Source organism: Paenibacillus sp. ATY16 (assembly GCF_003399985.2).
Taxonomy (GTDB): domain Bacteria; phylum Bacillota; class Bacilli; order Paenibacillales; family Paenibacillaceae; genus Pristimantibacillus; species Pristimantibacillus glycanilyticus.
The window spans coordinates 24,996-48,897 of the sequence record NZ_NMOK02000027.1 but is presented as its reverse complement, the minus strand read 5'-3'; the positions used below and the strand labels follow the sequence as shown (position 1 = coordinate 48,897).

22 protein-coding genes and 1 riboswitch are annotated in these 23,902 nt (G+C 52.2%); of the genes, 15 read left to right on the top strand and 7 right to left on the bottom strand.

Annotation, left to right across the window (positions count from 1 at the left end):
• Window positions 1-28: 28 nt before the first annotated feature.
• The 3 genes from CFI03_RS17960 (at window position 29) to CFI03_RS17950 (ending at window position 1,104) form a co-directional block, all read left to right on the top strand.
• Window positions 29-229, top strand: coding sequence for a cold-shock protein (locus tag CFI03_RS17960; protein WP_012772304.1), 201 nt, complete (start codon window positions 29-31; stop codon window positions 227-229).
• A 79-nt stretch (window positions 230-308) separates the two neighbouring features.
• Entirely contained in the window at window positions 309-515 is a 207-nt protein-coding gene (locus CFI03_RS17955) for a cold-shock protein (RefSeq protein ID WP_132312856.1), read from the top strand.
• Between the two features lie 73 nt (window positions 516-588).
• Window positions 589-1,104, top strand: coding sequence for a hypothetical protein (locus CFI03_RS17950; RefSeq protein ID WP_248758289.1), 516 nt, complete (start codon window positions 589-591; stop codon window positions 1,102-1,104).
• 55 nt (window positions 1,105-1,159) lie between these two features.
• On the opposite strand, the gene CFI03_RS17945 is transcribed toward CFI03_RS17950, so the two are convergent.
• Window positions 1,160-1,456 (bottom strand): transposase, encoded by a 297-nt coding sequence (locus CFI03_RS17945; RefSeq protein ID WP_248758288.1) that lies wholly within the window; start codon window positions 1,454-1,456, stop codon window positions 1,160-1,162.
• 150 nt (window positions 1,457-1,606) lie between these two features.
• On the opposite strand from CFI03_RS17945, the gene CFI03_RS17940 reads away from it, so the two are divergent.
• Entirely contained in the window at window positions 1,607-2,428 is an 822-nt protein-coding gene (locus tag CFI03_RS17940) for a (2Fe-2S)-binding protein (protein WP_248758287.1), read from the top strand.
• Window positions 2,429-2,466: 38 nt separating this feature from the next.
• On the opposite strand, the gene CFI03_RS17935 is transcribed toward CFI03_RS17940, so the two are convergent.
• A complete protein-coding gene (locus CFI03_RS17935) occupies window positions 2,467-2,577 on the bottom strand; it encodes a spore germination protein (protein ID WP_248758286.1) in 111 nt (36 codons plus the stop codon).
• Between the two features lie 201 nt (window positions 2,578-2,778).
• Window positions 2,779-3,684, bottom strand: a complete 906-nt coding sequence (locus CFI03_RS17930) for a LysR family transcriptional regulator (RefSeq protein WP_248758285.1) — start codon at window positions 3,682-3,684, stop codon at window positions 2,779-2,781.
• A gap of 147 nt (window positions 3,685-3,831) precedes the next feature.
• Between CFI03_RS17930 and CFI03_RS17925 the strand changes: the two genes are divergently transcribed.
• The 3 genes from CFI03_RS17925 to CFI03_RS17915 all read left to right on the top strand — a co-directional run bounded on the left by CFI03_RS17925 (window position 3,832) and on the right by CFI03_RS17915 (window position 5,783).
• Window positions 3,832-4,587, top strand: a complete 756-nt coding sequence (locus tag CFI03_RS17925; RefSeq protein WP_248758284.1) for an SDR family NAD(P)-dependent oxidoreductase — start codon at window positions 3,832-3,834, stop codon at window positions 4,585-4,587.
• A 41-nt stretch (window positions 4,588-4,628) separates the two neighbouring features.
• Window positions 4,629-5,372, top strand: a complete 744-nt coding sequence (locus CFI03_RS17920) for an SDR family NAD(P)-dependent oxidoreductase (protein WP_248758283.1) — start codon at window positions 4,629-4,631, stop codon at window positions 5,370-5,372.
• Window positions 5,373-5,504: 132 nt separating this feature from the next.
• Window positions 5,505-5,783: a hypothetical protein gene (locus CFI03_RS17915; protein ID WP_248758282.1), complete on the top strand. Its 279-nt coding sequence runs from the start codon at window positions 5,505-5,507 to the stop codon at window positions 5,781-5,783.
• A 72-nt stretch (window positions 5,784-5,855) separates the two neighbouring features.
• On the opposite strand, the gene CFI03_RS17910 is transcribed toward CFI03_RS17915, so the two are convergent.
• Window positions 5,856-7,106 (bottom strand): YibE/F family protein, encoded by a 1,251-nt coding sequence (locus CFI03_RS17910; protein WP_248758281.1) that lies wholly within the window; start codon window positions 7,104-7,106, stop codon window positions 5,856-5,858.
• A 159-nt stretch (window positions 7,107-7,265) separates the two neighbouring features.
• Here CFI03_RS17910 and CFI03_RS17905 point away from each other — a divergent pair, with 159 nt between their 5' ends.
• From CFI03_RS17905 to CFI03_RS17895, 3 genes are all read left to right on the top strand, one after another.
• Window positions 7,266-8,375, top strand: a complete 1,110-nt coding sequence (locus CFI03_RS17905; protein ID WP_248758280.1) for a HupE/UreJ family protein — start codon at window positions 7,266-7,268, stop codon at window positions 8,373-8,375.
• 171 nt (window positions 8,376-8,546) lie between these two features.
• Entirely contained in the window at window positions 8,547-10,742 is a 2,196-nt protein-coding gene (locus CFI03_RS17900; protein ID WP_248758279.1) for a metallophosphoesterase, read from the top strand.
• Between the two features lie 72 nt (window positions 10,743-10,814).
• On the top strand, window positions 10,815-12,512 hold the full coding sequence (locus CFI03_RS17895) for an S-layer homology domain-containing protein (RefSeq protein WP_248758278.1): 1,698 nt from the start codon (window positions 10,815-10,817) through the stop codon (window positions 12,510-12,512).
• 182 nt (window positions 12,513-12,694) lie between these two features.
• Here the strand turns inward: CFI03_RS17895 and CFI03_RS17890 are convergent, their stop codons facing one another.
• Both CFI03_RS17890 and CFI03_RS17885 read right to left on the bottom strand, forming a co-directional pair.
• Window positions 12,695-13,810, bottom strand: a complete 1,116-nt coding sequence (locus tag CFI03_RS17890; RefSeq protein WP_248758277.1) for a PdaC/SigV domain-containing protein — start codon at window positions 13,808-13,810, stop codon at window positions 12,695-12,697.
• Between the two features lie 91 nt (window positions 13,811-13,901).
• Window positions 13,902-14,303 carry a VOC family protein gene (locus CFI03_RS17885; protein WP_248758276.1) on the bottom strand — a complete coding sequence of 134 codons (402 nt, stop codon included), beginning with the start codon at window positions 14,301-14,303 and terminating at the stop codon, window positions 13,902-13,904.
• A gap of 644 nt (window positions 14,304-14,947) precedes the next feature.
• Here CFI03_RS17885 and bglX point away from each other — a divergent pair.
• Both bglX and CFI03_RS17875 read left to right on the top strand, forming a co-directional pair.
• Entirely contained in the window at window positions 14,948-17,110 is a 2,163-nt protein-coding gene (gene bglX, locus CFI03_RS17880) for a beta-glucosidase BglX (protein ID WP_248758275.1), read from the top strand.
• 293 nt (window positions 17,111-17,403) lie between these two features.
• Window positions 17,404-17,596: riboswitch (cyclic di-AMP (ydaO/yuaA leader) on the top strand.
• Window positions 17,597-17,748: 152 nt separating this feature from the next.
• Complete coding sequence (locus CFI03_RS17875; RefSeq protein WP_248758274.1) at window positions 17,749-19,575, top strand: APC family permease; 1,827 nt, start codon at window positions 17,749-17,751, stop codon at window positions 19,573-19,575.
• A 43-nt stretch (window positions 19,576-19,618) separates the two neighbouring features.
• Here the strand turns inward: CFI03_RS17875 and CFI03_RS17870 are convergent, their stop codons facing one another.
• Window positions 19,619-20,077: an Lrp/AsnC family transcriptional regulator gene (locus CFI03_RS17870; protein WP_248758273.1), complete on the bottom strand. Its 459-nt coding sequence runs from the start codon at window positions 20,075-20,077 to the stop codon at window positions 19,619-19,621.
• 302 nt (window positions 20,078-20,379) lie between these two features.
• Between CFI03_RS17870 and CFI03_RS17865 the strand changes: the two genes are divergently transcribed.
• From CFI03_RS17865 to CFI03_RS17855, 3 genes are read left to right on the top strand one after another with little or no spacing between them, the layout of a single operon-like run.
• A complete protein-coding gene (locus CFI03_RS17865; protein WP_248758272.1) occupies window positions 20,380-21,765 on the top strand; it encodes an amidohydrolase family protein in 1,386 nt (461 codons plus the stop codon).
• Between the two features lie 22 nt (window positions 21,766-21,787).
• Window positions 21,788-22,960, top strand: a complete 1,173-nt coding sequence (locus CFI03_RS17860) for an ABC transporter permease (protein WP_248758271.1) — start codon at window positions 21,788-21,790, stop codon at window positions 22,958-22,960.
• Window positions 22,957-23,895: an ABC transporter permease gene (locus tag CFI03_RS17855; RefSeq protein WP_248758270.1), complete on the top strand. Its 939-nt coding sequence runs from the start codon at window positions 22,957-22,959 to the stop codon at window positions 23,893-23,895. Before CFI03_RS17860 ends, CFI03_RS17855 begins: the two co-directional genes overlap by 4 nt.
• The last annotated feature ends 7 nt before the right edge of the window (window positions 23,896-23,902 follow it).

The following is a 23,902-nucleotide window of genomic DNA, read 5'->3' as shown; positions in this document are numbered from 1 at the left end:
TAAATCATATACAAGGTGGTAATTGAACATGGAACAAGGTACAGTTAAATGGTTTAACGCAGAAAAAGGATTTGGCTTCATCGAAGTTGAAGGCGGCAACGACGTATTCGTACACTTCAGCGCTATCCAAGGCGACGGCTTCAAATCCCTTGACGAAGGTCAACGCGTTGAGTTCAACATCGTACAAGGCAACCGTGGTCCTCAAGCGGAAAACGTTGTAAAACTGTAGGATTTTACGTAAAAATGCCCCGGACTTCAAGGTTTGGGGCTTTTTTCATTATTACAGATCAGAGGAAAGAGGGATATGAATGTATTCTCGGAAAAAGACGGCTGAAGAACTGCCTACTGAATTAACAGTGGTATGGTCATGCTCTAGCGAGCAATGCAAGGGATGGATGAGGGATAACTTCTCATTATCCGAAGCTCCCGTGTGCTTCCTATGCCAATCCCCGATGATCAAGGAAGAAAGAATGCTGGCTGTGGTGGCGAACACGAGCTACAGCTATCAGAAATAGAAGAACGAAAGCATCTCCTCATAAGGGAGATGCTTTTTTGCTGCCAACAGCTTCTAGCCAGGAGGGGCCGTATATGCGAGGACTCGGCATGCCTATGTTATTTGCAAGTATCGTGCTTCTTATCCTTATATGGGGAGTGCACAAGATTCCGTTGGATGAACAGGCGTTAGCGGAGCGGGCATTAACTATGAGGGGTTATAAGCTCACCAATGACGCGGTAACGACTGACCGTTATATATTGGATAAGAGTATGCTGATGGTTGAAGAAGGTAATTGGCCAAGGATTATGGTATGGGGTACACAGAAGGTGTCACCGGATGCGTACCTGGGCACAATGATAGAGGAATATCATTTTGTCGTTACGAATCATCCTCTGAAGAGATTTTCCAAGACGAATACGGCGGTTACGGTCATGCTGGCAGAAGGCAGGGTGATTGGAGGGTATGCTTTTCCTCTTCCTCTAAGCAATGGCGCGATATTTATGGGCGGTCCAAGCTATTTGGACGGATCGGACATGGAGCATATAACGGGACTTACTTACGCCGAGTGGTTGGATCAGTGGACTTTGAAATATGGAAAAGCGGACTGAACCGACAGATCGCAAAGGACGGAAGGCTGTTTGAACGCCCTCGCGTCCTTATTTTTTACCTGGCAGCTGCCCCGCGCCCAATCCCCGTAACCATCCGCGCAAGGCCATACACCATCAAGTACCCCGTGCTGATGATAAAAGTCGGAGACCCCAGCACCGAGTGGATCTCGGTCATGTATATGGTATTGTCCAAAATGGTACGGGTGGCGGAAGTGGCAATGACGGTGGAGGCCAGAAAGATCGCGATGGCGGCGAGACCGCCCAAGACGGATTTGCCCATCTGGCTCCGGTAGCTGATCCATCCGACAATGGCTGCGGCTACAGCCAGCCCTGCTCCGATGATAAAGATCATAAGGTTCACCTCTATCTACAGCTTTAGGCAAAAGGGCGATTCTTATGCGGTTTCTAAATTGACAGCGTTTTTGAGAATCGTTATCATATAAGAGGATTCTTTACATAGGATGAAAGAGGCAGTCTGGCGGTCCAGAGGCCTAGGGGAATCATGAAACGGAGGTCGGAGACGTTGTTCGATTTTAGTCTCGTAAAGATGTATTATCATATTTCGCCCGAGGGGGCGGAGCATCCGATTTACGATATACCGGCAACGGGCTTTTTTGATCCGGCTACTCTGCAGGAGGCGCTAAAGCGGAGCGGGGAGACGGTGCAGGCAATCTCGAACGCGCTGCCGGCATCGTTCATAGGAACTTCCCTGTGCAAAGTAAGCATCGTGCAGCTGTTGTTCGCTTCGATGTATAATCAGTTACTCGATATGTATCCGGATAATATCAACTACCAGGTGGAGTTGCATGACGATCATGCCCATCTGGGCTATAAAATAAAAGAGCTCCGCTCCATTCCGGTGCCAACGGAGCCCGAGGCGCGCAAAGCCTTCCTGCTCCAGCATTGGGAGGAGTATTTCACGAATTTCGTTACGCCTGCGATTGAAGCGATCGCCGAAGCCGGCGACCTGAAGCCGGATGCGATCTGGCAGCAATTCAGCGGTCAGCTCAAGATGACGCAGGATTTCGTCGCTGCTCACATGCAGATGCCGCAGCTCTACGAGCAATTCCTGGCGGATGGCAAGCTGCTTGCGGAATTCCTTGATCCCGCCTTGTTTAACCGCAGACGCAATCCGTATTACCTCGCGAACCCGCGTTACGTGGAGAACCCGTACAATACGGAGGAGAAATGGCTTATCCCTTCCTCCTGCTGCATGTACGACCGCCGCGAGAACGGGGCCAAATGCTACACATGCCCGCGTATGACCCATGACGAGCGTGAAGCGAGAAAATGCGAAATTCTCGCGGAAGCCGCTGTGCACTAATACTTGCTTTTTGCATAAAAGAGTATCTCCAGACCCGGTTAACCGGAAGGAGATACTCTTTTTCGCTTGAACGGGATCAGCGGCGATAAGTAAGGAGCGCCGGCACTCTTGAGCTGCACCATGTAGAGAATAACTAATGTTGTTCCCACGATGATCCCCGTGAAATCAGGAAGGCGCCTAAGACCAGAAATACAAATTTCAGGGTGGAAATGGCAGCGACTAATTATTTAGTACGAGAAAGGTTAATAAGGGTTCGGTCATGATGCAGCTCCTTTAAGCGTCAACCTGTATAGGTACAGGTTGAAGTAAACCGAACCTTCTTATACGCTTCGAGCCGCTATAAAGCCAGATTAATTCTGAATAGGAAACTGCATTTGCAGCCGATGAATAAAGGTTTTGATAATCTTGGAATTGGACTTGCTCTTCGATTGCATCCAGCCAAGCGGGACGGGCGGTGCGGTTGGCAGATCAATGTCCAGTATCTTATAGGTCGGGTAGTTCCGGTAATTGCCGTAATTGAAGGAATAGTTCAAACCGAGCGTAATGGCAAGCTCATCGTCGAGAGCCTGACGGATCGCCTCCAGATTATTGGTCGTGAACAGCAGGTTGGTTGCGCCGTAATGCTCGTTCAGGTGCTTGACGTACCAGTCGATATAGTCCTCATTGTAGAGGGCAAGCGGATAACGCATCAGATCCTCCGCTTTTACCCGTTCGCGCAAGGCGAGCGGGCTATTCTTATTGACGCAGCAGGTCATGCTGACGTCCATCACTTTCGTGAATTTGAGTCCTTCGACGCTAGGCTCGAGATCTTTGTAGAGGACGAGCAGGCCAAGGTCGATTTTATCCTGGTGAATGCTAGTGATCATCTCCTGGGAGCGGGTTTCCGAGATCTCGATCCGGATATTCGGAAAATCTTTCTTAAACGCCGCTATCGTCTTCACTAATAGCGACATCGGTCCCGGAATGGTGGCAATGCGCAGCTCGCCGCTGATCGTATTGGTGAAGCTCTGCGCTTCTTCGCGCAACTCCCGTACCTTTTCGATAATTTCGCTAACCTTCTCGATAAGGATGGTGCCTTCTGCCGTAGGGAAGGTCCCGTGCCTGGAACGGGTGAACAGCTTTACGCCAAGCTCGGTCTCTAGATGCGTAATGGATTGGCTGATCGCGGGCAGCGTGACATGCAGGTTGTTGGAAGCGGCCGAGATCGACTTCACCTTGGCGACTTCCAGGATATATTCAAGCTGATCAATATTCATGGCGGATGATCGTTCCTTTATTTTTATTTAACATCCCGTAAATTTAACTAAATTTATTATTACACTAAACCGTCCTATACTTGAATTGTAAGTTCATTCTTTATTCGTTTCGGGTGACACAATATAGAGACAAGGATGGTGCTTGGTATGCGTCTGGAAGGCAAAGTAGCGATTATTACAGGTGCGGGTACCGGGATTGGGAAGTCGACGGCGCTTCGTTTTGCGAAAGAGGGAGCGAAGGTTGTCGTTACGGATATTAATGAAGCAAGCGTGAAGCAGACGGCCGACGAGGTGAAAAAGCTGGGCGGCGAAGCGTTAGCGATTCGCCACGACGTTGGCAGCGAGGACAACTGGATTCAGGTTGTTGACGAGGCGGTTAAAGCGTTCGGAACAATCGACGTGTTGTTCAATAACGCCGGTATTTACGTAATAAAGCCGCTGTTTGACACAACGGTGGAGGATTGGAACCGTCTGATGAATATCAATGTGACCAGCGTCTTCCTCGGCATGAAGCATGTCATTCCGGTGATGCTGAAGCAGCAGCGCGGTTCGGTCATCAATGCATCTTCCATCGCGGGTATTGGCGGTTCGCCGAACCACGTGCTGTATGGCGCCAGCAAAGGCGCGGTGCGGACGATGACGAAGGATGTAGCGATGGAATTTGCCACGCAGGGCATACGGGTCAACTCGATTCATCCGGGGTACATTAATACGGCCATGGTTGATTATGCAGCGGCAACAACGCATCGCGACAAGGAAGCGCTTGGACAGGCTGTTTCGCCGATTGGCCGGGTAGGCAACGTGGATGAGGTTTCGAATCTCGTCTTGTTCCTGGCTTCGGACGAATCGTCTTACATGACCGGCACTGAGATGGTAATCGACGGCGGCGCGATGGCTAGATAAGCAATCATTTATTATTCTTCGAATAAGAGGTGGCAATAACGATGCGTTTTGAAAACAAAGTAGCAATCGTAACCGGCGGAGCAAGCGGTATTGGGGAAGCGACAGTCCGTGCATTCGCGGCTGAAGGAGCGAAGGTTGTAATCGCGGACTTTTCGGACCACGGGGCAGCGGTAGCCGAAGAGTTGAACAAGCAGGGCTATGATACCCTGTTCGTAAAAACAAACGTAGCTGAAGAAGCAAGCGTCAAGGCGATGGTGGCCGCAACGGTGAAAAAATACGGCAAGCTGGATATCTTGTTCGCGAATGCGGGGATTGGCGCGCAAGGCGTTACTCATGAGCTGTCTATGAAGGACTGGCAGCGCATGATCGACATCAATCTGACAGGCGTATTCCTGTGCGATAAATACGCGATTGACCAGATGCTGAAGCAGGGCACTGGCGGAGCGGTCGTGAACTGCGGCTCGATTCACAGCCACGTGGCCCGCAACACCATTCCGGCTTATTCGGCGGCAAAAGGCGGCGTGAAGCTGTTAACGCAAAGCACCGCGATTGCTTATGCGCAGCAGAACATCCGCGTGAACGCGGTTTGCCCGGGTTATATCGATACGCCGCTTATCCAAGGCGGCAGCGAAGAGGCGCGACAATATCTGATTAACCTGCATCCTATGGGCCGTCTCGGCAAGCCGGAGGAGATTGCCAAGTCCGTTCTCTTCCTCGCAAGCGAGGATGCATCCTTCATTACGGGTACGACACTTACCGTAGACGGCGGTTATACGGCGCAATAATAGGCTGCAAACCGCAGACCGAACCCCTTATCCAGACGCGATAAGGGGTTTTTCTAATAGGCGTTTTTTGCATCTGACTCCCGGGATGGTACAATAGTCCAAGAATTTGAAATTCGAGGAGTTGTTCTAACGATGAGCGAACTGAACGAAAAAGAATTGGTGAACTATCTGGCGGAGAAGACCAAGGTTCCGGCTGAAACGATCAGCCTGGTGCTGAAGCATGAGCAGGCTTTTATCGATAAGGCGCAAAGCTCGGCGAAAGGCCAAGTTATCGATATCGACAGTGACGAGCTGGTCGATTATGTGCTGAAGCAGCGCGATGTGAAGCTGGACGAAGTGACGGTCGAGAAAATTCTCGATATGGAGATGGATTATCTCGTCGAGAACGGCTATGCGGAGCATGAAGACTAATCGGATGTACATAACCGTAACGAAGAAGGCCATCTGTCCGTTTGGGCAGATGGCCTTTCTATTATCGGCTTATTATTGCGATACCGCGGCTTTCTCGCTGTCTACCGGAACAGGGCGGGCTTGTTCGATCTCTACTGTGGAAGCGGCCTTGCGACCCATCATCCGGTCGTAATAAGGCATTAGCCTTGAAGAGACAAAGGCTACGATTGGCGCGGTAAGAATCACGCCGATACTGCCGGTCATGCCTTGCAGCACTTCAATGGTGACAAGGTTCATATTGACCAGCTGGTCATAAGGCACCTTGTACGCATACAGGACAAGCAGGGACATAAGCGAGGAGCCGGTAAAGGCGAGAATCAAGGTGGTTGCCATCGTCCCCATCATATCGCGGCCTACGTTCATGCCGGCAAGGAACAAGGCGCGTGGACCCAGCTCGCGATTTGTTATGTAAACCTCATGGACGGCCGATGCGATGGAGATGCCTAAATCCATAATGGCTCCAAGCGCGGCGATAATGACCCCGGCGAAGAGAAGGCCTTCAACCTTCATGCCGGTATTGTCGGCGATAATAAGGAGCGTCTCGGAATCATTGGTATTAAAGCCGGAAATGTGAAGCAGATGACCCGCCAATATAGCTACGCCGCCTGCCAGGATTACGCCAATCATCGTGCCGATGATGGCGGACAGCGACTTGGAGCTCCAGCCGTCGAGCAGCAGCAAGGTGGCGATTATCGTCGTCGTAACGACGATAATGGCTGCGAGCATCGGCGAGTAGCCTCGATACAGCATCGGCAGGAAGAGGAAGACGATGCTGCTGAAGGTAAAGAGGAGGGCAACAGCCGATTTCAGCCCTTTTTTGCCTCCGATTGCCCATAAAATAGCCAGGAAAATCGCGATCATGCCATAGAGATACGGCGCGCGGTAATAGTTGTAGATCGTCACGTTGATATGGGAGGCATCGGCCGTTGCGATGTTCACGACAAGCTTGGTGCCTACCTTCGCATGGACGTTAAACATGGTGCTGAGATAGTTGGTAACGGGCATGATTTCACCTTTATGTTCGCCGGACAGAATCTTAAGCTTCAGCTCCTGCGTTCCCCGGTACAGTCCTTCGATATTGGGATCCTTCTCAAGCTGTTCTTTCGTGATCTCCACGACCCGTGCTTTCTCGTAACGTTCATAACCGCTGCCTAGCTGCTCGTTAAACGTGAATTCATTCATCCGGTTGAACTGGTATACCGAGGCTGCGAATATAATCAGCAATGCGATAAATACGCCTGTCCGAAATCTGGGCTGCGCCATTTTGCTCCAAAATACGTTCACTGAAGATTCCCTCCGTGTCCTTCAATCTTGTCCCCATCATAATAATGAATTGTTAATTAGGGATTAATTTACAATTTATTTAAGGAATAAACCAATTCCATTAACAATTCACCTATACGATAGGACAAGAGTAGACATGAACTGGAGGTTATTTGGACTATGAACCGTAAGAGGATCCGCCGGCTGCTTGCGGCAAGCATGCTGGGTCTGTTTCTGCTCGTTGCCGGATTAGGCGGGGGGAAGGCCGCATTAGCGCATAGCGGCAACAGCGTCGCGTATTCCGATATTGGGCTGAAGGACGGCTCCATTGCTTATGATCTTCGGATCGATATGTACGATCTTCGCCTTGCCGTCGCCCCGAACGACCCGGATGTAGGCGACTTTTCGCCGGAAGTGCTGCAGAAGTTCGTTACCGAGCATAAGGACGATGTGGAAGCTTACCTTTTGGACAAAATCCATCTCTATGCGGACAGCCTGCCGCTGAATGGTTCCTTGCTGACATTGGATGCAACGGTAGCTAGGGATCAGCCGTATGCGGAAGCGATCCTTCGCTTCAACCTTTCGGGCAAGCCGGAGCATTTCGTACTCGACTACCAGCCGATCTACGATGACGTGGATCAATGGCACATGAACTACGTGACGCTGGACCTCAAGCAGGACGGCAGCGGTAAGCAAAGCTACGTCTTAAACTTCGACAACCGGGAAGTGGAGCTGGGGAAAATCAGTCTGCTCCGCGCGGTGAAGCAGTTCTTCATTCTTGGCATCGAGCATCTGATTACGGGTTATGACCATATTTTGTTCGTGCTTAGCCTCTTGATCGGCGCGCGTTCGATGAAGCAGATTCTTGGCGTCGTGACGGCATTTACCGCGGCTCATACGGTAACGCTCCTGCTGGCCGGCTTTGGCGTTATTCATCTGCCGGGCAAGCTGGTCGAGTCGGTGATCGCGCTGAGTATCATCTATGTGGCCTTGAACAGCATTCTGAACAAAAACGCGAGCAAGCATAATCTGTTCCTGGCCTTTGGTTTTGGTCTGATTCATGGGTGCGGCTTTGCGGCCACGCTGTCGGAGATGAGGCTGGACGGGGGGCAAATGGCAGCATCGCTGCTGACGTTTAACGTTGGCATCGAGTTCGGTCAACTGATGATCGTATTGCTGCTGTATCCGGTTATTCATTATGCCCGCCGGATCCGTTGGACCATGCCGGCCATGTCGGCGACGATATCGGTGTTTGGTCTGATCTGGCTGATTCAGCGTGCGTTTTTATAGGAAGGAATTGCGATGCTTAGTGTATAGATTTCATGAAGGTACGACAGGATTTTACAAATACTTCACCATGAGGATAACATTGCCAAAACATTTGAGCACTAAGGTTTTTATGATGCCTTAGATAGACAAGCTTTACCGTTCAAGGCAATCAAAAAGTGGGAGGGTATTACATTGTTTAACGTTTTGAAGCAACAAAAAGGCGTGCGCAAAGGACTGTACTCCGTACTGGTCGCTTCTGTACTCGCCACGTCACTGATGGCAACGCTCGTTAACGCGGCGGATGAGCCGGGCACGGGTGTCAGCACGCAAGCGGTTGATCCGTACACGGTGAGCAACATTCTGCTTAATCCCGGCGCGGACGAATCGCAGGTCAACCTGACTTGGTATTCGGCAGCAACGCAGCCGGTAGGCACGGTTGTTCAGATCGCGAAAAAAGCGGATGTGGTTGACGGCGTATTTCCTGCTGCAACGGCTGCTTCGTTTAACGGTACATCCTCGGCTGCGGTGACGGGCTTTTTCTCCAACAAAGCTACGATCACGGGACTTCAGGAATCAACCGATTATGTATACCGCGTAGGTGACGGTCTGGACGAGCATTGGAGCACGGCATATGACTTCAGCACGAAAGACTCCCATGATTTCAGCGTCATGTTCGTAGGCGACCCTCAGATCGGCGCTAGCGGCAACGCAGCGACGGATGCAGCCGGCTGGGCGAACACGCTGACGAAAGCGACTCAAATGTTCCCGGACATGAGCTATATTATGTCGGCCGGTGACCAAGTCAACACCGCTTCCAGCGAATCCGAGTACAGCGGCTTCCTGAGCCCGGCTCAGCTTCGCAATCTGCCGGTTGCAACCGTTGTCGGCAACCATGACGGCGCGGTAAACTACAAGTACCACTACAACCAGCCGAATGAGTCGGCTCAATACGGTGTTACGCCTGCCGGCGGCGACTACTACTATACGTACGGCGAGACTTTGTTTATGGTATTAAATACAAACTCCGCTAATAGCGCGGAGCATGAGACATTTATGAAAAACGCGATTGATGCGAATCCGGATGCAAGATGGAAAATTGTCACGTTCCACCACTCCATCTACAGCCCGGCTAACCATTCCACGGATGCCTCGATTCTTAACCTTCGCCAAGTGCTGTTCCCGGTATTTGATAAGCTGGACATCGACCTCGTCTTTATGGGCCATGACCATTCCTACGTAAAGACGTACCAAATGGAAGGCGACCAGGCGATCAAAGGCCAAGCGATGGACAACGGCGTTTTCGTTAACCCGAAAGGGATCATGTACCTGACTGCGAACTCCGCTTCTGGCAGCAAGTACTACGATCTGAAAACAACGCTGAACGACTACTACTCCGATGTGAAGAGCCAGCTGAAGGTTCCAACCTTCTCGATGATCAACATCGACCACAACTCGATTTCCGTAGATACTTACCGCACGGACACCATGGCTAAAGTGGACACTTACACGATGGTTCACACGGACATGTCGGGTCTTGAAGTAACAACGCCTCCAACGAAAAAGAGCTACGGGGTAGGCGAACTTCTGGATACAACGGGCCTGACGGTCAGCAAAATCAACCTTGACGGCTCCAAAACCGCATTGCCGCTCGACCAAGTAACGATCACCGGCTTTGATTCCGCAACAAAAGGCACGAAGCATGTCACGGTTACTTATACGGTTGCCGGCGTTCCTTACACAGGTACGTTTGACGTGGTAGTCGGAACGATGGTGAAGATTCACGCGAAGCAGGATACGATTATCAAGGAGGAAAGTCCGGGGGCAGAGTTCTATCTGGCTCTTGGCAAATCCGACAAGGTTAATGTGCTTGATGTAACGTTCAAGTTTGATGCGTCGAAGTTTACGTTTGATCCGGCGACAGGGGCAGAGCTTCTGGACAAAACAAACGGCTTCCTGCAGGCCAATGAAGTCGAGCCGGGCACGGTACGCGTGATCGCGGGCTTCCAAGAGCATCCGATTACGCTCACCGAGTTCACGGATCTGATCAAGCTGACGTTCAAACCGGTTAATCCGGATGTAGACAACGTTCAAGCGGATGTTCAGCTTGATAAAGTTATCGTGAACACCAGCTCGGAGAATACCGATCTGGGCGCTATTTTCGATAAATTGCCATCCTCCATCCTAATCCGTTCCTACAAAGATATTACGGACCTGTACAAGGACGGTACGCTGACTTCGGCCGACTTGTCGGTCGCAATCGATCATTACCGCGCAAGCTCGACTGACGCTGACTGGGCAACATCGAAGCTGGCGGACGTGAACTTCGACGGCAAGGTCGACTTGACGGACTTCACGATTATTATCCTTCATATTTTCCAAGGCAAGTAAGCACTTATTAGCAGCAGGAAAAGGCGCCCGCCGCCTTTTCCTGTATTTTAAACCCATGAGGAGTTCATGATGATGAAAAAGAAATTGTTAGCAGGTCTGCTGTTTATCTGCTTCCTGGTTCTCCCGTTTAACGCCTTGGCTTTTGCGGCCGATTCTTCTACGGTTCAATTCTCGAAGCAAGCGATCGAAGTCGACAAGAATGCCTCCTCCTTCTCGGTTGATCTCGTTCTCAATTCGCAGACTCTATTTAGCAGCGCGGAGTTTGGTATCAAGACGGACAGCCATGTACAGTTAAAATCGGTAACTTATTCGCAAGCAATCGGCAGTGCCTCGCAAGTATCCATGAAAGAAAAGAACGGCATCAGCTATTTTGGATTTTTTGATACATCGAACCATTTTTCGGGAAGCTTTACGGCTTGTACGCTTACCTTTACTTACACGGACAGCGCGGCTACCGTTGTTACCTTGGCAGAGACAACTCTGACGAGATTGACCGGAACGGGCGGGGCCACCAGCGAGAGCCTCACTCCTAATCAAACGTTGCAAATTACGCGTTCAGCTTCGAATACACCAGGCGGGGGGACACCTGATCCGGGCAATGGCGGAAATACGGGCACAGGCAATACGGGTGGATCGGATTCCAACGTTTACACGCATGTGATCGACAATACGAAAGCTCTGGAAGCTCTAGAGCACGCGGCTCTGAACAGCCAAAATATTAAAACGATCTCCTTCGAAGTGAAGAGCACGGATGTAGGCGGCGCGAAGGAAATTGCGTTCCAGCTGCCATACTCTCTGTTCAACGCCAACGAGAAACGCCAGGTTGAGATCAATACGCCGTTTGGAACGGTTACCATTCCGGATCATGTCATCCCGGCTGGCCAGCTTGGCTCGGCTCAAAGCTTGACGCTACGCGTAAAACAGGTCGATCCGGCAACGCTGCCGGCTTCCGCCCAGCAGCAAGCAGGCAGCCGCCCGGTGCTGGAGCTGCATTTTGAACTGGATGGCAAAGCGATTGAATGGAAGAACGAGCAGGCGCCTGTTCAGGTCGTGCTTCCGTTCACGTTGTCTCCGACGGAGAAAGTAAACGCGGATCTGATTGTTGCTGCTTATATCGACGGCAACGGTAAGCTGCAGATTGTACCGACAGGACGCTTCCATGCGGAAAACGGTGAAATGAGCTTCTCCACCACGCATTTCAGCTTGTATACGATTGTGAACAGCAGCAAAGCCTTCAAGGACACAACGTCCTCGTGGGCGCGTCAGGACATTGAAGCGCTGGCGATCCGCGGCATTATTAACGGCACAACCGCCGATACGTTCTCGCCAAACGCTAATATTACGAGAGCGGATTTCACGAAGCTGCTGGTAGGCGTAGTGGCCAAGCATGCGGAGTCGACGGGCACGGGCTTCAAGGACGTTACGTCCAAGGCTTATTACTATGAAGACGTTATGACTGCTCAAGCGCTTGGTCTCGCAAGCGGCTCGGGTGAAGGCAAGTTTAATCCGGGGGCGTCGATCTCCCGTCAGGATATGATGGTGCTGCTCGACCGTGCCTTCACGGCAGCGGGTCATCCGCTCAAGGAGTCGGCAGCGCTATCCGGCTACAAGGATGCCGCCAAGGTAGCGGTTTACGCGAAGCCAAGCGTAGAGAAGTTGATTGCTTCGGGCATCATTAACGGCAGCAACGGTTACCTGACCCCTCAGAACAACTTGACCCGCGCCGAGGCGGCTAAGGTTCTTCATTTGTTGTATAACGAGCTTTATTAGACGCAAAGACACCGTGGATGCAGTCCGCGGTGTCTTTGTCGTCGTAAAATGTGCGCCTTTCAGTCCGATTTCACTGGAGTGAATCCAATGTAAGTACGCTAAGAAGCAAAGCAAAGGGCTGTCTCAATGAGACAGCCCTTTGCTTGGAGCATTGTAGATCAGCTCCGCGATATCGGTACAAACTACCCTTTGATCGTTACCGAATTATCGGTCGTATTGTTCTTCATCTCGAGGTGAAGAATTTTGCTGAAAAATTCATCCGGCACATAGAGCGAGCCTTTTATTAGTTTAGGCGCGGCAAACAGCTGAACCGGAGCCATTTTATTAATGGTGTAGCTGTTTTTGCCTACGGTTACGGATGTCCATTGCGCATCGCGGGAAATTTCAGCGCTTTGCGTCTTGTTGCTCCATTTTACCTTGTAGCCCAGCGCTTCCGCAGCTTTACGAAACGGAATGTAATGGGCTCCGTTCGGACCGGCCGTCAAATCCTTGGTTGACAAGGTTAAAGTTGGGCCAACCGAAGTGGTCGCATCCACCGGAATGTTGATGATGCCGCCGGCATAAGGCGCAATCTCATATTGCTGGAACACCAGATTCACGTTACCTTTGTTATCCACGAAGTAAGTATGATCGGCATCGATTTTGAACGTTGTCATAGCGTCCGGGAAGAAGTTATCCGGGTTTTTGCTGATGGCGTAACGCACCGCGCTGTTGGCTGCCGCAAAGCCGCCGTCGCCAAGCGCCTGCTCTAGCGTCAGCTCGGCAGCCTGCTGGCTATTTACGATATTGTAGCCCTCTACGGCAGTGCCGCCGTGAGCGCCGCCGGTGTACTCATAGGTGGACACGGTGAAGGAGACAATGCCCTTCGCGGCCGTGCTGCCGTCGGCTTTTAGCTCATAGGTTACATTGAGTTCGTAAGCGCGGAACGGATAATCGTTCTCCTGCGCGGACTTTTTGTCATCTGCAGCGAGAGCTTTCAGCTTGTTGATTTCCTTCGTCGCTTTTTCCTCGATGCTGGCGTTTAATTTATCTTGATAGGAAGTATCAAGCATACCGCTGATGACGGGAACGGAGATTTTTACGGTAAGCAGATCGGAGGATTCCTCAATCACTTTCGTTGTTACTTTAACGGCTTGCGTATCGGGAAGCACTGCGCTTATTGGCACGGCTGTAATCGGTTCGGCAGTCACGGCAACGGGTACGGCGGTGGATTCAGCTGCCATGGCCAGCGCGGGAGTAAAGGCAAGCAGGCAGGAGCCGGCAACGGCAATGGTAAGCATTTTAAAAGGTTTTTTCATGATGGGTGGCCTCCTAGTTATCAATTCGGGAATTGAAGTCACCAAGTAGACGGTTAAGGGTATCGAAAAGTTTCATTGCTAAACTAAATTTTTATTCCGGCCGGCCGGAGACTCCTCCTCCGAAAGCGATCCGGTATCCATCGGCGTCTTTAATGGTAAATTCGCTCCAATGCTCCGAGTAGTTAGGGCCGTTAACAAACTCGACAGCTTTAGACAGGCACTCTTCCGCGAGCAGGTCCACGGCATCCGTGTAAGCAAAAGCATCGAAATATAAGCCGCCTTGCACCGCGGAATTTGGCCGCACGTCATCCTTGTTTACGGCAGGGTGCAGAATAAAGGTTATATTTTCTCTTGTTACATGGACATGTCCGCCAATCTCTTCATAAGTAAAACCGAGATTGAGGTAGAACGATGAGGCCTCTTGTATATCTTTAACCAGCAAAACGATAGATGAACCCGTTATCTTGGCTTTTGCTGCTGTTAACTCGCTCATTTTACCCTCCCCAAACGTATGGAATAAAAATACAATTATATTAAGATCATACAATGGGCCTTGAATTGGAGCAATATAAGAAATGGACTTGCCGGTTAGTGGCTGAATGAATAGGTTAGTAAGGAATTTCGTTTCGACTACGTTGCACGGAATGCAGGATAATTAGCCTCGAAGGGTCATTGCTAGGATGTACGCTGCACGGAATGCAGGATAATCGGCCTAATTGGTTCAAAAAGCCCCCGAGGAGGGCCAATATACTGCATTCTATACAGCATAACTTGAGCAGGCAGCGCGAAAGCGGCGATTATCCTGCATTAAATGCAATCAGGCCTTGGCAGATTGAACGGCTGAAGAGCGGCAGGGCCGGAGCGGAGCGGAAGGCATGCTCGCTGAGAAGCGCAGCGCTCGCCTTTGTACCCGGATTTCAACCGCTATAACGGTATATTCGAGGAAATCAGGGTACAACAGCGATCGAAGGAGCATGCCTTTTGCGCAGCGATAATGCCCGCCAAACTCATCAGTTCAGCAGCACACAGCCAGATTGTAGAGTTTTTCGGCTATTCCCGACATATTGCTGTCCGGCGGCAATCGGTATAATGGAAGAGAACAAGAAATCATCCGATTCAAATGGAGGGTTTGTCCACGTGACGAAACAATCAATGACAGCTCTACTTGAGCAAATGACGCTGGAAGAAAAGATTTTTCAGCTGATGCAGCTTACTCCTAATTTTCTCAGCGAAGATGACGCTAACCTGACGGGTCCGCTGGCCTGGATGGGCGTTACGGAAAATATGGTGAACAATGCAGGATCCGTGCTGAGTGCCGTAGGCGCGAAGGAAACGATAGCTCTGCAGAAAAAATACATGGAGAACAGCCGCCTTGGCATTCCTCTGCTTCTTATGGCGGATATTATCCACGGCTACCGTACGATTTTCCCGGTGACGCTGGCGATCGGCAGTACCTGGGACCTGGAGCTGGCGGAAAAAAGCGCCGCGATTGCAGCGAAGGAATCGGCCGTTACGGGCATCCACGTGACGTTTGCGCCGATGGTGGATCTCGTCCGCGACCCGCGTTGGGGCCGTGTGATGGAGTCGACAGGCGAAGATCCATACCTGAACAGCGAATATGCGCGTGCCTTCGTCCGCGGCTTCCAAGGCGATGACCTGGCAGGCGATATGGACCGCGTTGCCGCATGCGTGAAGCATTTTGCCGCTTACGGCGCAGCGGAAGGCGGACGCGATTACAACACCGTCAACATGTCGGAAAGACAGCTTCGCGAGTCCTATCTGCCGGCTTATAAAGCCGCGCTGGACGAGGGCTGCGAGATGGTGATGACGGCCTTCAACACGGTTGACGGCATCCCGGCCACCGGCAACAAGTGGCTGATGCGGAACCTGCTTCGCGACGAGTGGGGCTTTGACGGCATGCTGATCTCTGACTGGGGCGCGGTAGGCGAGATGATTCCGCATGGCGTTGCGGCGGACGGCAAGGAAGCCGCGCTGAAGGCGATTGAAGCCGGCGTCGATATGGAAATGATGACCTCCCACTATGCGAACCATTTGAAGGAGCTTGTGGAAGCAGGCGAAGTGGATGTCAAGCTGATTGACGAGTCTGTGCTCCGTATTCTGAAGCTGAAGGACAAGCTGGGTCTCTTCGAGAACCCGTACCGCGCCGCAAGCGAAGAACGGGAGAAGGAAGTGCTGCTATCGCCCGACCACCGGGCTGCGGCACGCGAGATCGCGGCCAAGTCCTTCGTGCTGCTGAAGAACGAACAGCAGGCGCTTCCTCTCCGCAGCGGGCAAAAGCTTGCGCTTATCGGACCGTTTGCGGAAAGCGGGGATATTCTAGGCCCTTGGTCGATCTGGGGCAAGCAAGAGGAAACGGTGCAGCTGCATGCGGGTCTATCTGCCCATAAGGCTGCGGATATCGTTGCGGTAGCGAAAGGCTCCGACATCGACACCGTGACCGAGGAGCAGCTTCAGGAAGCGGTCGCAGCGGCATCGCAAGCCGACGTAATCGTACTGGCGCTGGGCGAAAGCTCCGAGATGAGCGGGGAAGCGGGAAGCCGCGGCGACATCCGTCTGCCAGAGGCGCAGCTAGAGCTTATTCGGAAGCTGAAGCCGCTTGGCAAGCCAATCGTGGTGGTGCTGTTCAACGGCAGACCGCTTGACCTGCATGGCGTTATCGAAGAGGCGGATGCGCTGCTCGAGGTTTGGTTCCCGGGTACGGAAGGCGGCAATGCGATCGCGGATGTGCTGTTCGGCGACGTGAACCCGTCAGGACGTCTGACCATGTCTTTCCCTTATTCCGTTGGCCAAGTCCCGGTGTACTACAACAACTACAATACCGGACGTCCTCTTACGCCTCAGAATGCGAATGAGCGTTACGTCTCGAAATATCTGGACATGCCGAATGCGCCGCTTCTGCCGTTTGGCTACGGTCTGAGCTATACGAGCTTCTCGTACAGCGAGGCCACCCTATCGACGGACGTTATGAACGCAGGAGATACGCTTCGGGTATCGGTTGACGTGACAAACTCGGGAGCTTCTGCCGGCGAAGAGGTTGTCCAGCTATACGTACGCGATCTTGCCGGCGAGGTTGTCCTTCCGCTGAAGGAGCTGAAGGGCTTCCGCAAGCTCGCTATCCAGCCGGGCGAGACGAGGACGGTGACGTTCGAGATTACCGAGGAGCAGCTTCGTTATTACCATGCGGATCTGCAATTGAAGAGCGATGCAGGCGAATTCCATGTCTTTGTAGGCCCTAACAGCCGCGATGCGGAAGCGAAATCGTTCCGCCTTACGAAATAAAAACAAAAAAGCGCAAGCCGGCCACAGGCAGGTTCGCGCTTTTTTTGCTTACAGCGACTTTAATAGAGCATGCCCGTCAGGTAATAGCCAATCTCCACTGTTATATCAGGGATTATCTACCGATTGCACGGTAAAAGGAAGCATGGCGGTTTATTTGGGACATTCCGAGAGCCAGCCAATTATGTATCCGCATTCATGAATGGAAAACAGACTAATCTGCCCTTTTTCGCGTTTATATCGCAGTTTACAGAAATGGGGGAACGGGTCTATGATCAAATCTGCAAAACTTCATATGTTCATATTCGCTGAGTTTCCGTTAGAAACGGAGAGCAGGGGAACCAATTGCGATAGGCAGGAGAGTGCATGCTTGTCGCCGGGGTGAATCGGCATGCCGGCCGCATTATAGGATTGCGGCAGCAAGCTGTAGGGCGACTCTAAACGCCCGAATCCGTCAGCTAACCTTGTAAGCGTTGATAGAGAGGGTGAACTTCGGTTATTTACGGGCCGCGGGAGGATACTCTGCGGTTTTTTTCTGTGCGTAGAAAAAAGCAAAAGTGGTTACATTAGCACTGATAAGTGTTTGAGTAGCCAAGTATCCAGGTATTAGATGTTTAACTTCAACGTTGGCGGTGACCTGTGTGTTTACTCTTATCAAAAGATTACTGATCGGGCGTCCCCTCAAGTCCACGGAATTAGGGGAACAGAAGCTCATTAAGACGAAGGCGCTTGCGATCCTGTCCTCGGATGCCTTATCATCCGTTGCATACGGGCCAGAGCAGATTTTGCTCGTCTTGATGACCGTTAGCGCAGCGGCGTTTTGGTATTCGATTCCGATTGGTGTCGGGGTGCTGGTCTTATTAACGGCACTTATCCTGTCTTACCGGCAAATCATATTTGCCTACCCGCATGGCGGGGGAGCTTATGTCGTATCGAAAGAAAATCTCGGTGTATTCCCGGGCCTCATATCCGGCGGCGCCCTGTTGGTCGATTATATATTGACCGTAGCGGTAAGCGTGTCGGCGGGTACGGACGCGATCACGTCCGCTTTTCCAAGCCTGCACGAGCATTCGGTACTAATCTCTATCCTGTTTGTCCTTTTTATTACGATATTAAACCTGCGGGGCGTGACGGAATCGGCGTCTATCCTTGCTTATCCCGTTTACTTGTTTGTGCTGGCGATTGTTGTCATGGTCCTTGTAGGCTTGTATAGAATCGCTGCAGGCGACGTATCCCCTACGCTTCACACTTCGTTAGGCACGCCGGTTGCGGGCATCAGCCTGTTCCTGCTGCTCCGTGCGTTTGCATCCGGCAGCTCGGCCCTGACCGGGGTTGAAGCGATTTCGAATGCCATCCCGAACTTTAAGGATCCGGCGCCGAATAATGCGGCCAAGACGTTATTAGCGATGGGCGCCCTGCTCTCGATCCTGTTCTCCGGCATCGTGTTCCTTGCTTACTACTACGGCGTCTCTCCGAAGGAAGACGTGACGGTTGTATCGCAGATTGCCGAGGGGATATTCGGACGTCATACGATGTATTATTTTATCCAGGGTACAACGGCCCTTATCTTGATCCTGGCGGCCAACACCGGTTATTCCGCCTTCCCGCTGCTTGCGGTTAACCTGGCGAAGGATAAATTCATCCCGAGAATGTTTACGGCACGAGGTGACCGTCTCGGTTACTCGAACGGCATTATCAGCTTGGGGGTTCTGTCCATCATCCTGATCGTGGCGTTCCAGGGCAAGACCGAGCATCTCATTCCGCTGTACGCGGTTGGCGTATTTATCCCGTTCACTCTGTCGCAGACGGGGATGTTGGTCAAATGGTTCCGCCAAAGGCCGAAGGGCTGGGTTGGCAAGTTCATCATTAACTCGATTGGCGCCTTGATCAGCTTTATCGTAACGATGATGTTCTTCCTGACGAAGTTCGAGCAGGTATGGTCGATTCTGATTTTCCTGCCGCTCATTATTTTCGTGTTCCACCGGATCAAGAAGCACTATGAAGCGGTTGGCGAGCAGCTTCGCCTGGCGACCTGCGAACCCGTGATGCCGATCGTAGGCAACGTAATGATTTTGCCGGTATCGGGGATTACGCATGTGGTTGAGCATTCGATTATGTATGCCAAGTCGCTGAAGGCCGAACAGATTATTGCCGTTTATGTTCCTTTCGAGAAAGAGGATGAGGCGGTCTTCGAAGAGAAGTGGGAGAAGTTCATGCCGGATGTCCGGCTCGTAACTTTGCATTCTCCGTACCGGTCGATTACGAATCCGCTCTTTAAGTTTATTGATACCGTGCAGCGCAAGGCGAGCGAGAACAATTACCAGGTAACCGTCATTATTCCGCAGTTTATTCCGAAGAAGGGCTGGCACAACATTTTGCATAACCAAACGAGCCTGATGCTTCGTGCCCAGCTGCTGTACCGCAAGGATGTCATCATCACCACCGTGCCTTACCATTTGAAAAAATAGCGAGAAGCCTCGGTCCAGTCGGAACCGAGGCTTTTTTTGCTGCCTACAGCTCAAGCCCCGTTCCTTGCTTAAAGCGTTTGATAACCATATGGGTGTTGACGTTTACGATCCCTTCAAGCACATAGATTTTTTTGAACAAAAAATGCTCCAGCGCCTCCTCGTCCTTCAGCAGCGCATGCATATGCAGCGAGCTTGGTCCCGTCATCTGATAGATGCTGATCACTTCCGGTTCCTCCGATAACAGTGCCCCGGCTTGCTCTACGAATCGAGGCTCAACCTCAACTTCGAAAAAAGCGGAGATGGATTTGCCAAGCTTGGTTGTGTTTAACCGTACGGTAAAGTTCTCGATAATTCCGTTATTCACCATCGCATCCACGCGCTTCTGGATCGCGACTCTGGATAAATTGAGAAGCTCGCCGATCTTGGCGTACGACATCCGTCCGTTATCGTGCAGCAGGCGGATAATTTCCTGATCTGTGTCATCCAAGTGCGGTAAATGCATGAGGCCACTCCTCTTCGATAAAATTTCACGTTAAGCTACTTTGTGCGAGATAAATGTCAGGTATTGGTTTCGAATTTGGTTGTTTTTATGTCAGTTAATATAACATTAGTAACCAAATTGGTCTATAGAAAATGACAAAACAGTCCAGATAAGCCCTTTTTTAGTTACGATGTGGTTGACGCACTGCTAGGGCGCTCATATAATCATGTCATAAAACATTACATACGAAACCATAAACATACGGAATGGTTGCGAAAACTTCAAATTGCGGGTTAATCAACTTACATGAGGGTGTGATCGGTGTGAAAAAGCAGCTGATTCGTAACGGGACCGTCATCACGATGAATGAGGAGATGCGGGTGATCCCTAATGGTTATGTTCTCATGGAGGGGGATCTTATTTCGGAGGTGGGAGAGTGGCCGGCAGACGGCTCGAAGGATGAGCTTCTCCGGCAGGTGGATATGTTGCTGGATGCGCAGGGGAAGGCCGTCATTCCCGGACTGGTGAACGGGCACACCCATTTGTTCCAGACCTTTATTAGGGGCGTTTCCGATGATTTGCCGCTGGCGCAATGGCTTCGGCAAATCATATGGCCGGCATCTCTAGCTATGGAGGAAGAGGATTTCTATCTGGCTGCCATGATCGGCTGCATTGAGAATTTGAAGTCGGGCGCCACCTACATTATGGACCACCACTATGTTCACACTCATGCCGGCAATGATGACGGTGTCCTGAAGGCCATGCAGGAGTCGGGCATTCGCGGTCATATGGCCAGGGGAGGCGTTGATCTCAGCTACGAGCCAAGGCTTAGCGAAACGATTGAGCAAATATTCGGCCGTACGGATGTTCTGCTTGATCGCTGGCAGGGAGCGGCCGAAGGCCGGATCTCCATTGCGCTTGGCCCGCTTAATTTATACGGCTGCTCGGAGAGCTTCCTGAGGCAGGCGGCTGATTACAGCGAGCGGAACAAGCTGATTACGCACCTTCACGTCGCGGAAACGAAGGACCAGATCGACAATACGATGGAACGTTTCGGGCTTCGGAATTTGGAACTGGTTGAAGCGGTGGGCCTGCTCGGCAAGCATACGCAGGTCGTCCACGGCGTCTGGCTGGATGATAAGGAGCTGGATTTACTGAAGAAGAATGAGGCTACCGTAATTCATTGCCCGGTTTCCAATATGTATCTCGCTTCCGGCGTAGCGCGCGTGCCCGAGATGCTGGAGCAAGGCATTAATGTGGCCCTGGGGACGGACGGTCCCGGCAGCAATAACTGCCAGGATAATCTTGAAGTACTGAAGTTCACGGCCTGCCTGCATAAGGTGGATCAGCTCGATTCAACGCTGCTGCCGCCTATGCAGGTGCTGAAGATGGGGACGATCAACGGGGCCAAGGCCGTTGGGAGAGAGCGGGAGCTTGGCAGCCTGGAGCCGGGGAAAAAAGCGGATGTCGTGATCATTGATCTGCAGAAGGCGCATATCGCGCCCATTCACCGGGTCAGCTCGGCCATTGTGTATAACGCAAACGGCAATGACGTGGATTCGGTTTTTGTGAACGGTCAGCTTGTCGTTCATCGCGGCAAATGCACGCTGGTGGACGAAGAAGAAATTATTCGAAGGGCGCAGGCAAGGGTCGATGTGCTGCGGCAGAGGCTGGGCACGGCTTATCCGGTATTTAACGTAGTGGAATAAAGAAGGCGGAGGAGCGGTCTTCATGAGTGAAGCAAGGAGCGTTAACGAAAAGGCGGAACGATGGGTGAAAGCCGTGGTCGAGGTTCTGTTTTACGCCGGAGCAGTGCTTGTCGCTCTGCTCGCCGGGGGTTTGGTTATGGCGGCGGCGGGCGTATCGCCGCTGGAGGCGTACCGTCTTATCTGGGACGGCGCTGCCGGCGACGCGAACAGCGTGAAGGAAACGCTGGTCAAGGCAACTCCGCTCTTGTTCGCCGGTCTATGCTACACGTTCGCTTACCGGAGCGGCTTGTTCAACATCGGCGCGGAAGGCCAGATCTATATCGGAGCGATGACCGGTACGATGGCTGCGCTATATGTCCCGGGTCTTCCTGGCTTTGCGCATCTGCCTCTCTGCATTGCGGCCGGTGCGGCTGGAGGCGCGGTCTGGGCGGGTATTGCCGGGGCGCTCAAAATATTCAAAGGCGCCAGCGAGATTATCAACACCATCATGCTCAATTATATGGGAATCTACTTGGTCAGCTACATGGTAACCGGTCCGATGAAGGATCCGTCCGGTACGCTTCCGCAGTCCGCGAGGCTCCCTGAATCGGCGCTGCTTGCGAGGCTGCTTGACTCCAGGCTGCATTACGGCTTTGTGCTGGCGGTTGCTCTGGCGGTCATTCTGTACGTTGTCTTGAACAGGACGGTCTGGGGCTATGAAATCCGGTCAGTCGGCTTCAACAAACAGGCCACGAAGGTTATGGGCATTCCGGTTAGCCGCAATATGCTGCTCGTCATGATGGTCAGCGGAGCGATTGCCGGAATCGGGGGTTACGTGGAAATAGCCGGCGTGCAGAACCGTCTCTTCCAGAACTTTTCGCCCGGCTACGGCTATGACGGCATCGCTGTCTCGTTGGTCGGCGGGGCGCATCCGCTTGGCAATATCGGCTCGGCTATTCTGTTTGGCGGATTGCGGAGCGGGGCCAATGCGATGCAGCGGATGACGGGTACCTCGACCTCGCTTGTATACGTTATTCAGGCCACGATCATTGTGCTGGTTGTATGCAACCGGTACTGGTTCGGCGGATGGAAGCGGCGGCTGATCGCTTCGCTTGCGGCCCGATTCGGCGGCGACAGCCGTCCTGAAGAGTTGAAGGTTGTGCAAGCGGCGCGGGAGACGGCTCTCAACGTGAACAAAGGGGAGGGATCAAGATGAGCGAGGAAGTGATTGTCAGCTATTTGGCTTCCGCCATTCGCCTGTCGGTTCCGCTGCTGCTCGCCGCGCTTGGCATTCTGTTCATGTCGAGGAGCGGGATTCTGAACATCGGAATGGAGGGCATGGTTCTGATTGGCGCATTGTCCGGTGTCGTTGGCGCGTATTATTTCGGCAGTGCGGCAGCAGGCGTAGGGTTTGCCATTGTCGCGACCGGGCTGGTCGGACTGCTGTTCGGTTTTCTCGTGATTACGACAGGGGCGGATCAAGTTGTGATCGGGACGGCGCTTAATTTATTCGGTTTAGGCATAACAACGGTATTTGGCCGGAGCCTGCTTGGGATGGGGCAGGAGGCGGTGCGGGTGAACGGGATTCCCAGCCTGCGGATTCCGCTGCTGAGCGACATTCCGTATGTCGGGGAAGCGTTGTTTGATCAGAATGTGCTTGCGTATGCTTCTTACTTGCTGGTGCCGGCTGCCGCGTTTATTTTCTACAAGACCAATTGGGGACTCCGGGTTAGGGCGGTAGGGGAAAATCCGCTGGCCGCCGATACGCTTGGCGTACGCGTTCACCGCATCCGATATATCTGCTGCCTGATTGGCGGGATGCTGGCTGGCGTAGCCGGGTGCTCGTTATCGCTTGGCATACTGAATCAATTTACGGAGAACATGGTGGCAGGCCGTGGTTTTATCGCCTTGTCGGCGGTTATTTTCGGCAAATGGACGCCGCTTGGCACGATGGGAGCTTCTCTCTTGTTTGGCGGGGCGGATGCCCTGCAGTTAAGGTTTCAATCGCTTGGAATTAAGATTCCGTACCAGTTCATGCTCATGTTTCCTTATCTGCTGACGATGGTGGCGCTCGCTTGGTTCTCGGGCAAGAGCAAGCAGCCTGCCGCCACGGCCGCTGCTTATAAAAGTCTCGCAGACCGGAACGGTTAGGAGGGAA

Bases quoted from the DNA above. Each gene is read 5' to 3' on its own strand.
- CFI03_RS17960 (WP_012772304.1), top strand. From the start codon at position 29: ATGGAACAAGGTACAGTTAAATGGTTTAACGCAGAAAAAGGATTTGGC.
- CFI03_RS17955 (WP_132312856.1), top strand. From the start codon at position 309: ATGTATTCTCGGAAAAAGACGGCTGAAGAACTGCCTACTGAATTAACA.
- CFI03_RS17950 (WP_248758289.1), top strand. From the start codon at position 589: ATGCGAGGACTCGGCATGCCTATGTTATTTGCAAGTATCGTGCTTCTT.
- CFI03_RS17945 (WP_248758288.1), bottom strand. From the start codon at position 1,456: ATGATCTTTATCATCGGAGCAGGGCTGGCTGTAGCCGCAGCCATTGTC.
- CFI03_RS17940 (WP_248758287.1), top strand. From the start codon at position 1,607: ATGAAACGGAGGTCGGAGACGTTGTTCGATTTTAGTCTCGTAAAGATG.
- CFI03_RS17930 (WP_248758285.1), bottom strand. From the start codon at position 3,684: ATGAATATTGATCAGCTTGAATATATCCTGGAAGTCGCCAAGGTGAAG.
- CFI03_RS17925 (WP_248758284.1), top strand. From the start codon at position 3,832: ATGCGTCTGGAAGGCAAAGTAGCGATTATTACAGGTGCGGGTACCGGG.
- CFI03_RS17920 (WP_248758283.1), top strand. From the start codon at position 4,629: ATGCGTTTTGAAAACAAAGTAGCAATCGTAACCGGCGGAGCAAGCGGT.
- CFI03_RS17915 (WP_248758282.1), top strand. From the start codon at position 5,505: ATGAGCGAACTGAACGAAAAAGAATTGGTGAACTATCTGGCGGAGAAG.
- CFI03_RS17905 (WP_248758280.1), top strand. From the start codon at position 7,266: ATGAACCGTAAGAGGATCCGCCGGCTGCTTGCGGCAAGCATGCTGGGT.
- CFI03_RS17895 (WP_248758278.1), top strand. From the start codon at position 10,815: ATGAAAAAGAAATTGTTAGCAGGTCTGCTGTTTATCTGCTTCCTGGTT.
- CFI03_RS17890 (WP_248758277.1), bottom strand. From the start codon at position 13,810: ATGAAAAAACCTTTTAAAATGCTTACCATTGCCGTTGCCGGCTCCTGC.
- CFI03_RS17885 (WP_248758276.1), bottom strand. From the start codon at position 14,303: ATGAGCGAGTTAACAGCAGCAAAAGCCAAGATAACGGGTTCATCTATC.
- CFI03_RS17870 (WP_248758273.1), bottom strand. From the start codon at position 20,077: ATGCATTTACCGCACTTGGATGACACAGATCAGGAAATTATCCGCCTG.
- CFI03_RS17860 (WP_248758271.1), top strand. From the start codon at position 21,788: ATGAGTGAAGCAAGGAGCGTTAACGAAAAGGCGGAACGATGGGTGAAA.
- CFI03_RS17855 (WP_248758270.1), top strand. From the start codon at position 22,957: ATGAGCGAGGAAGTGATTGTCAGCTATTTGGCTTCCGCCATTCGCCTG.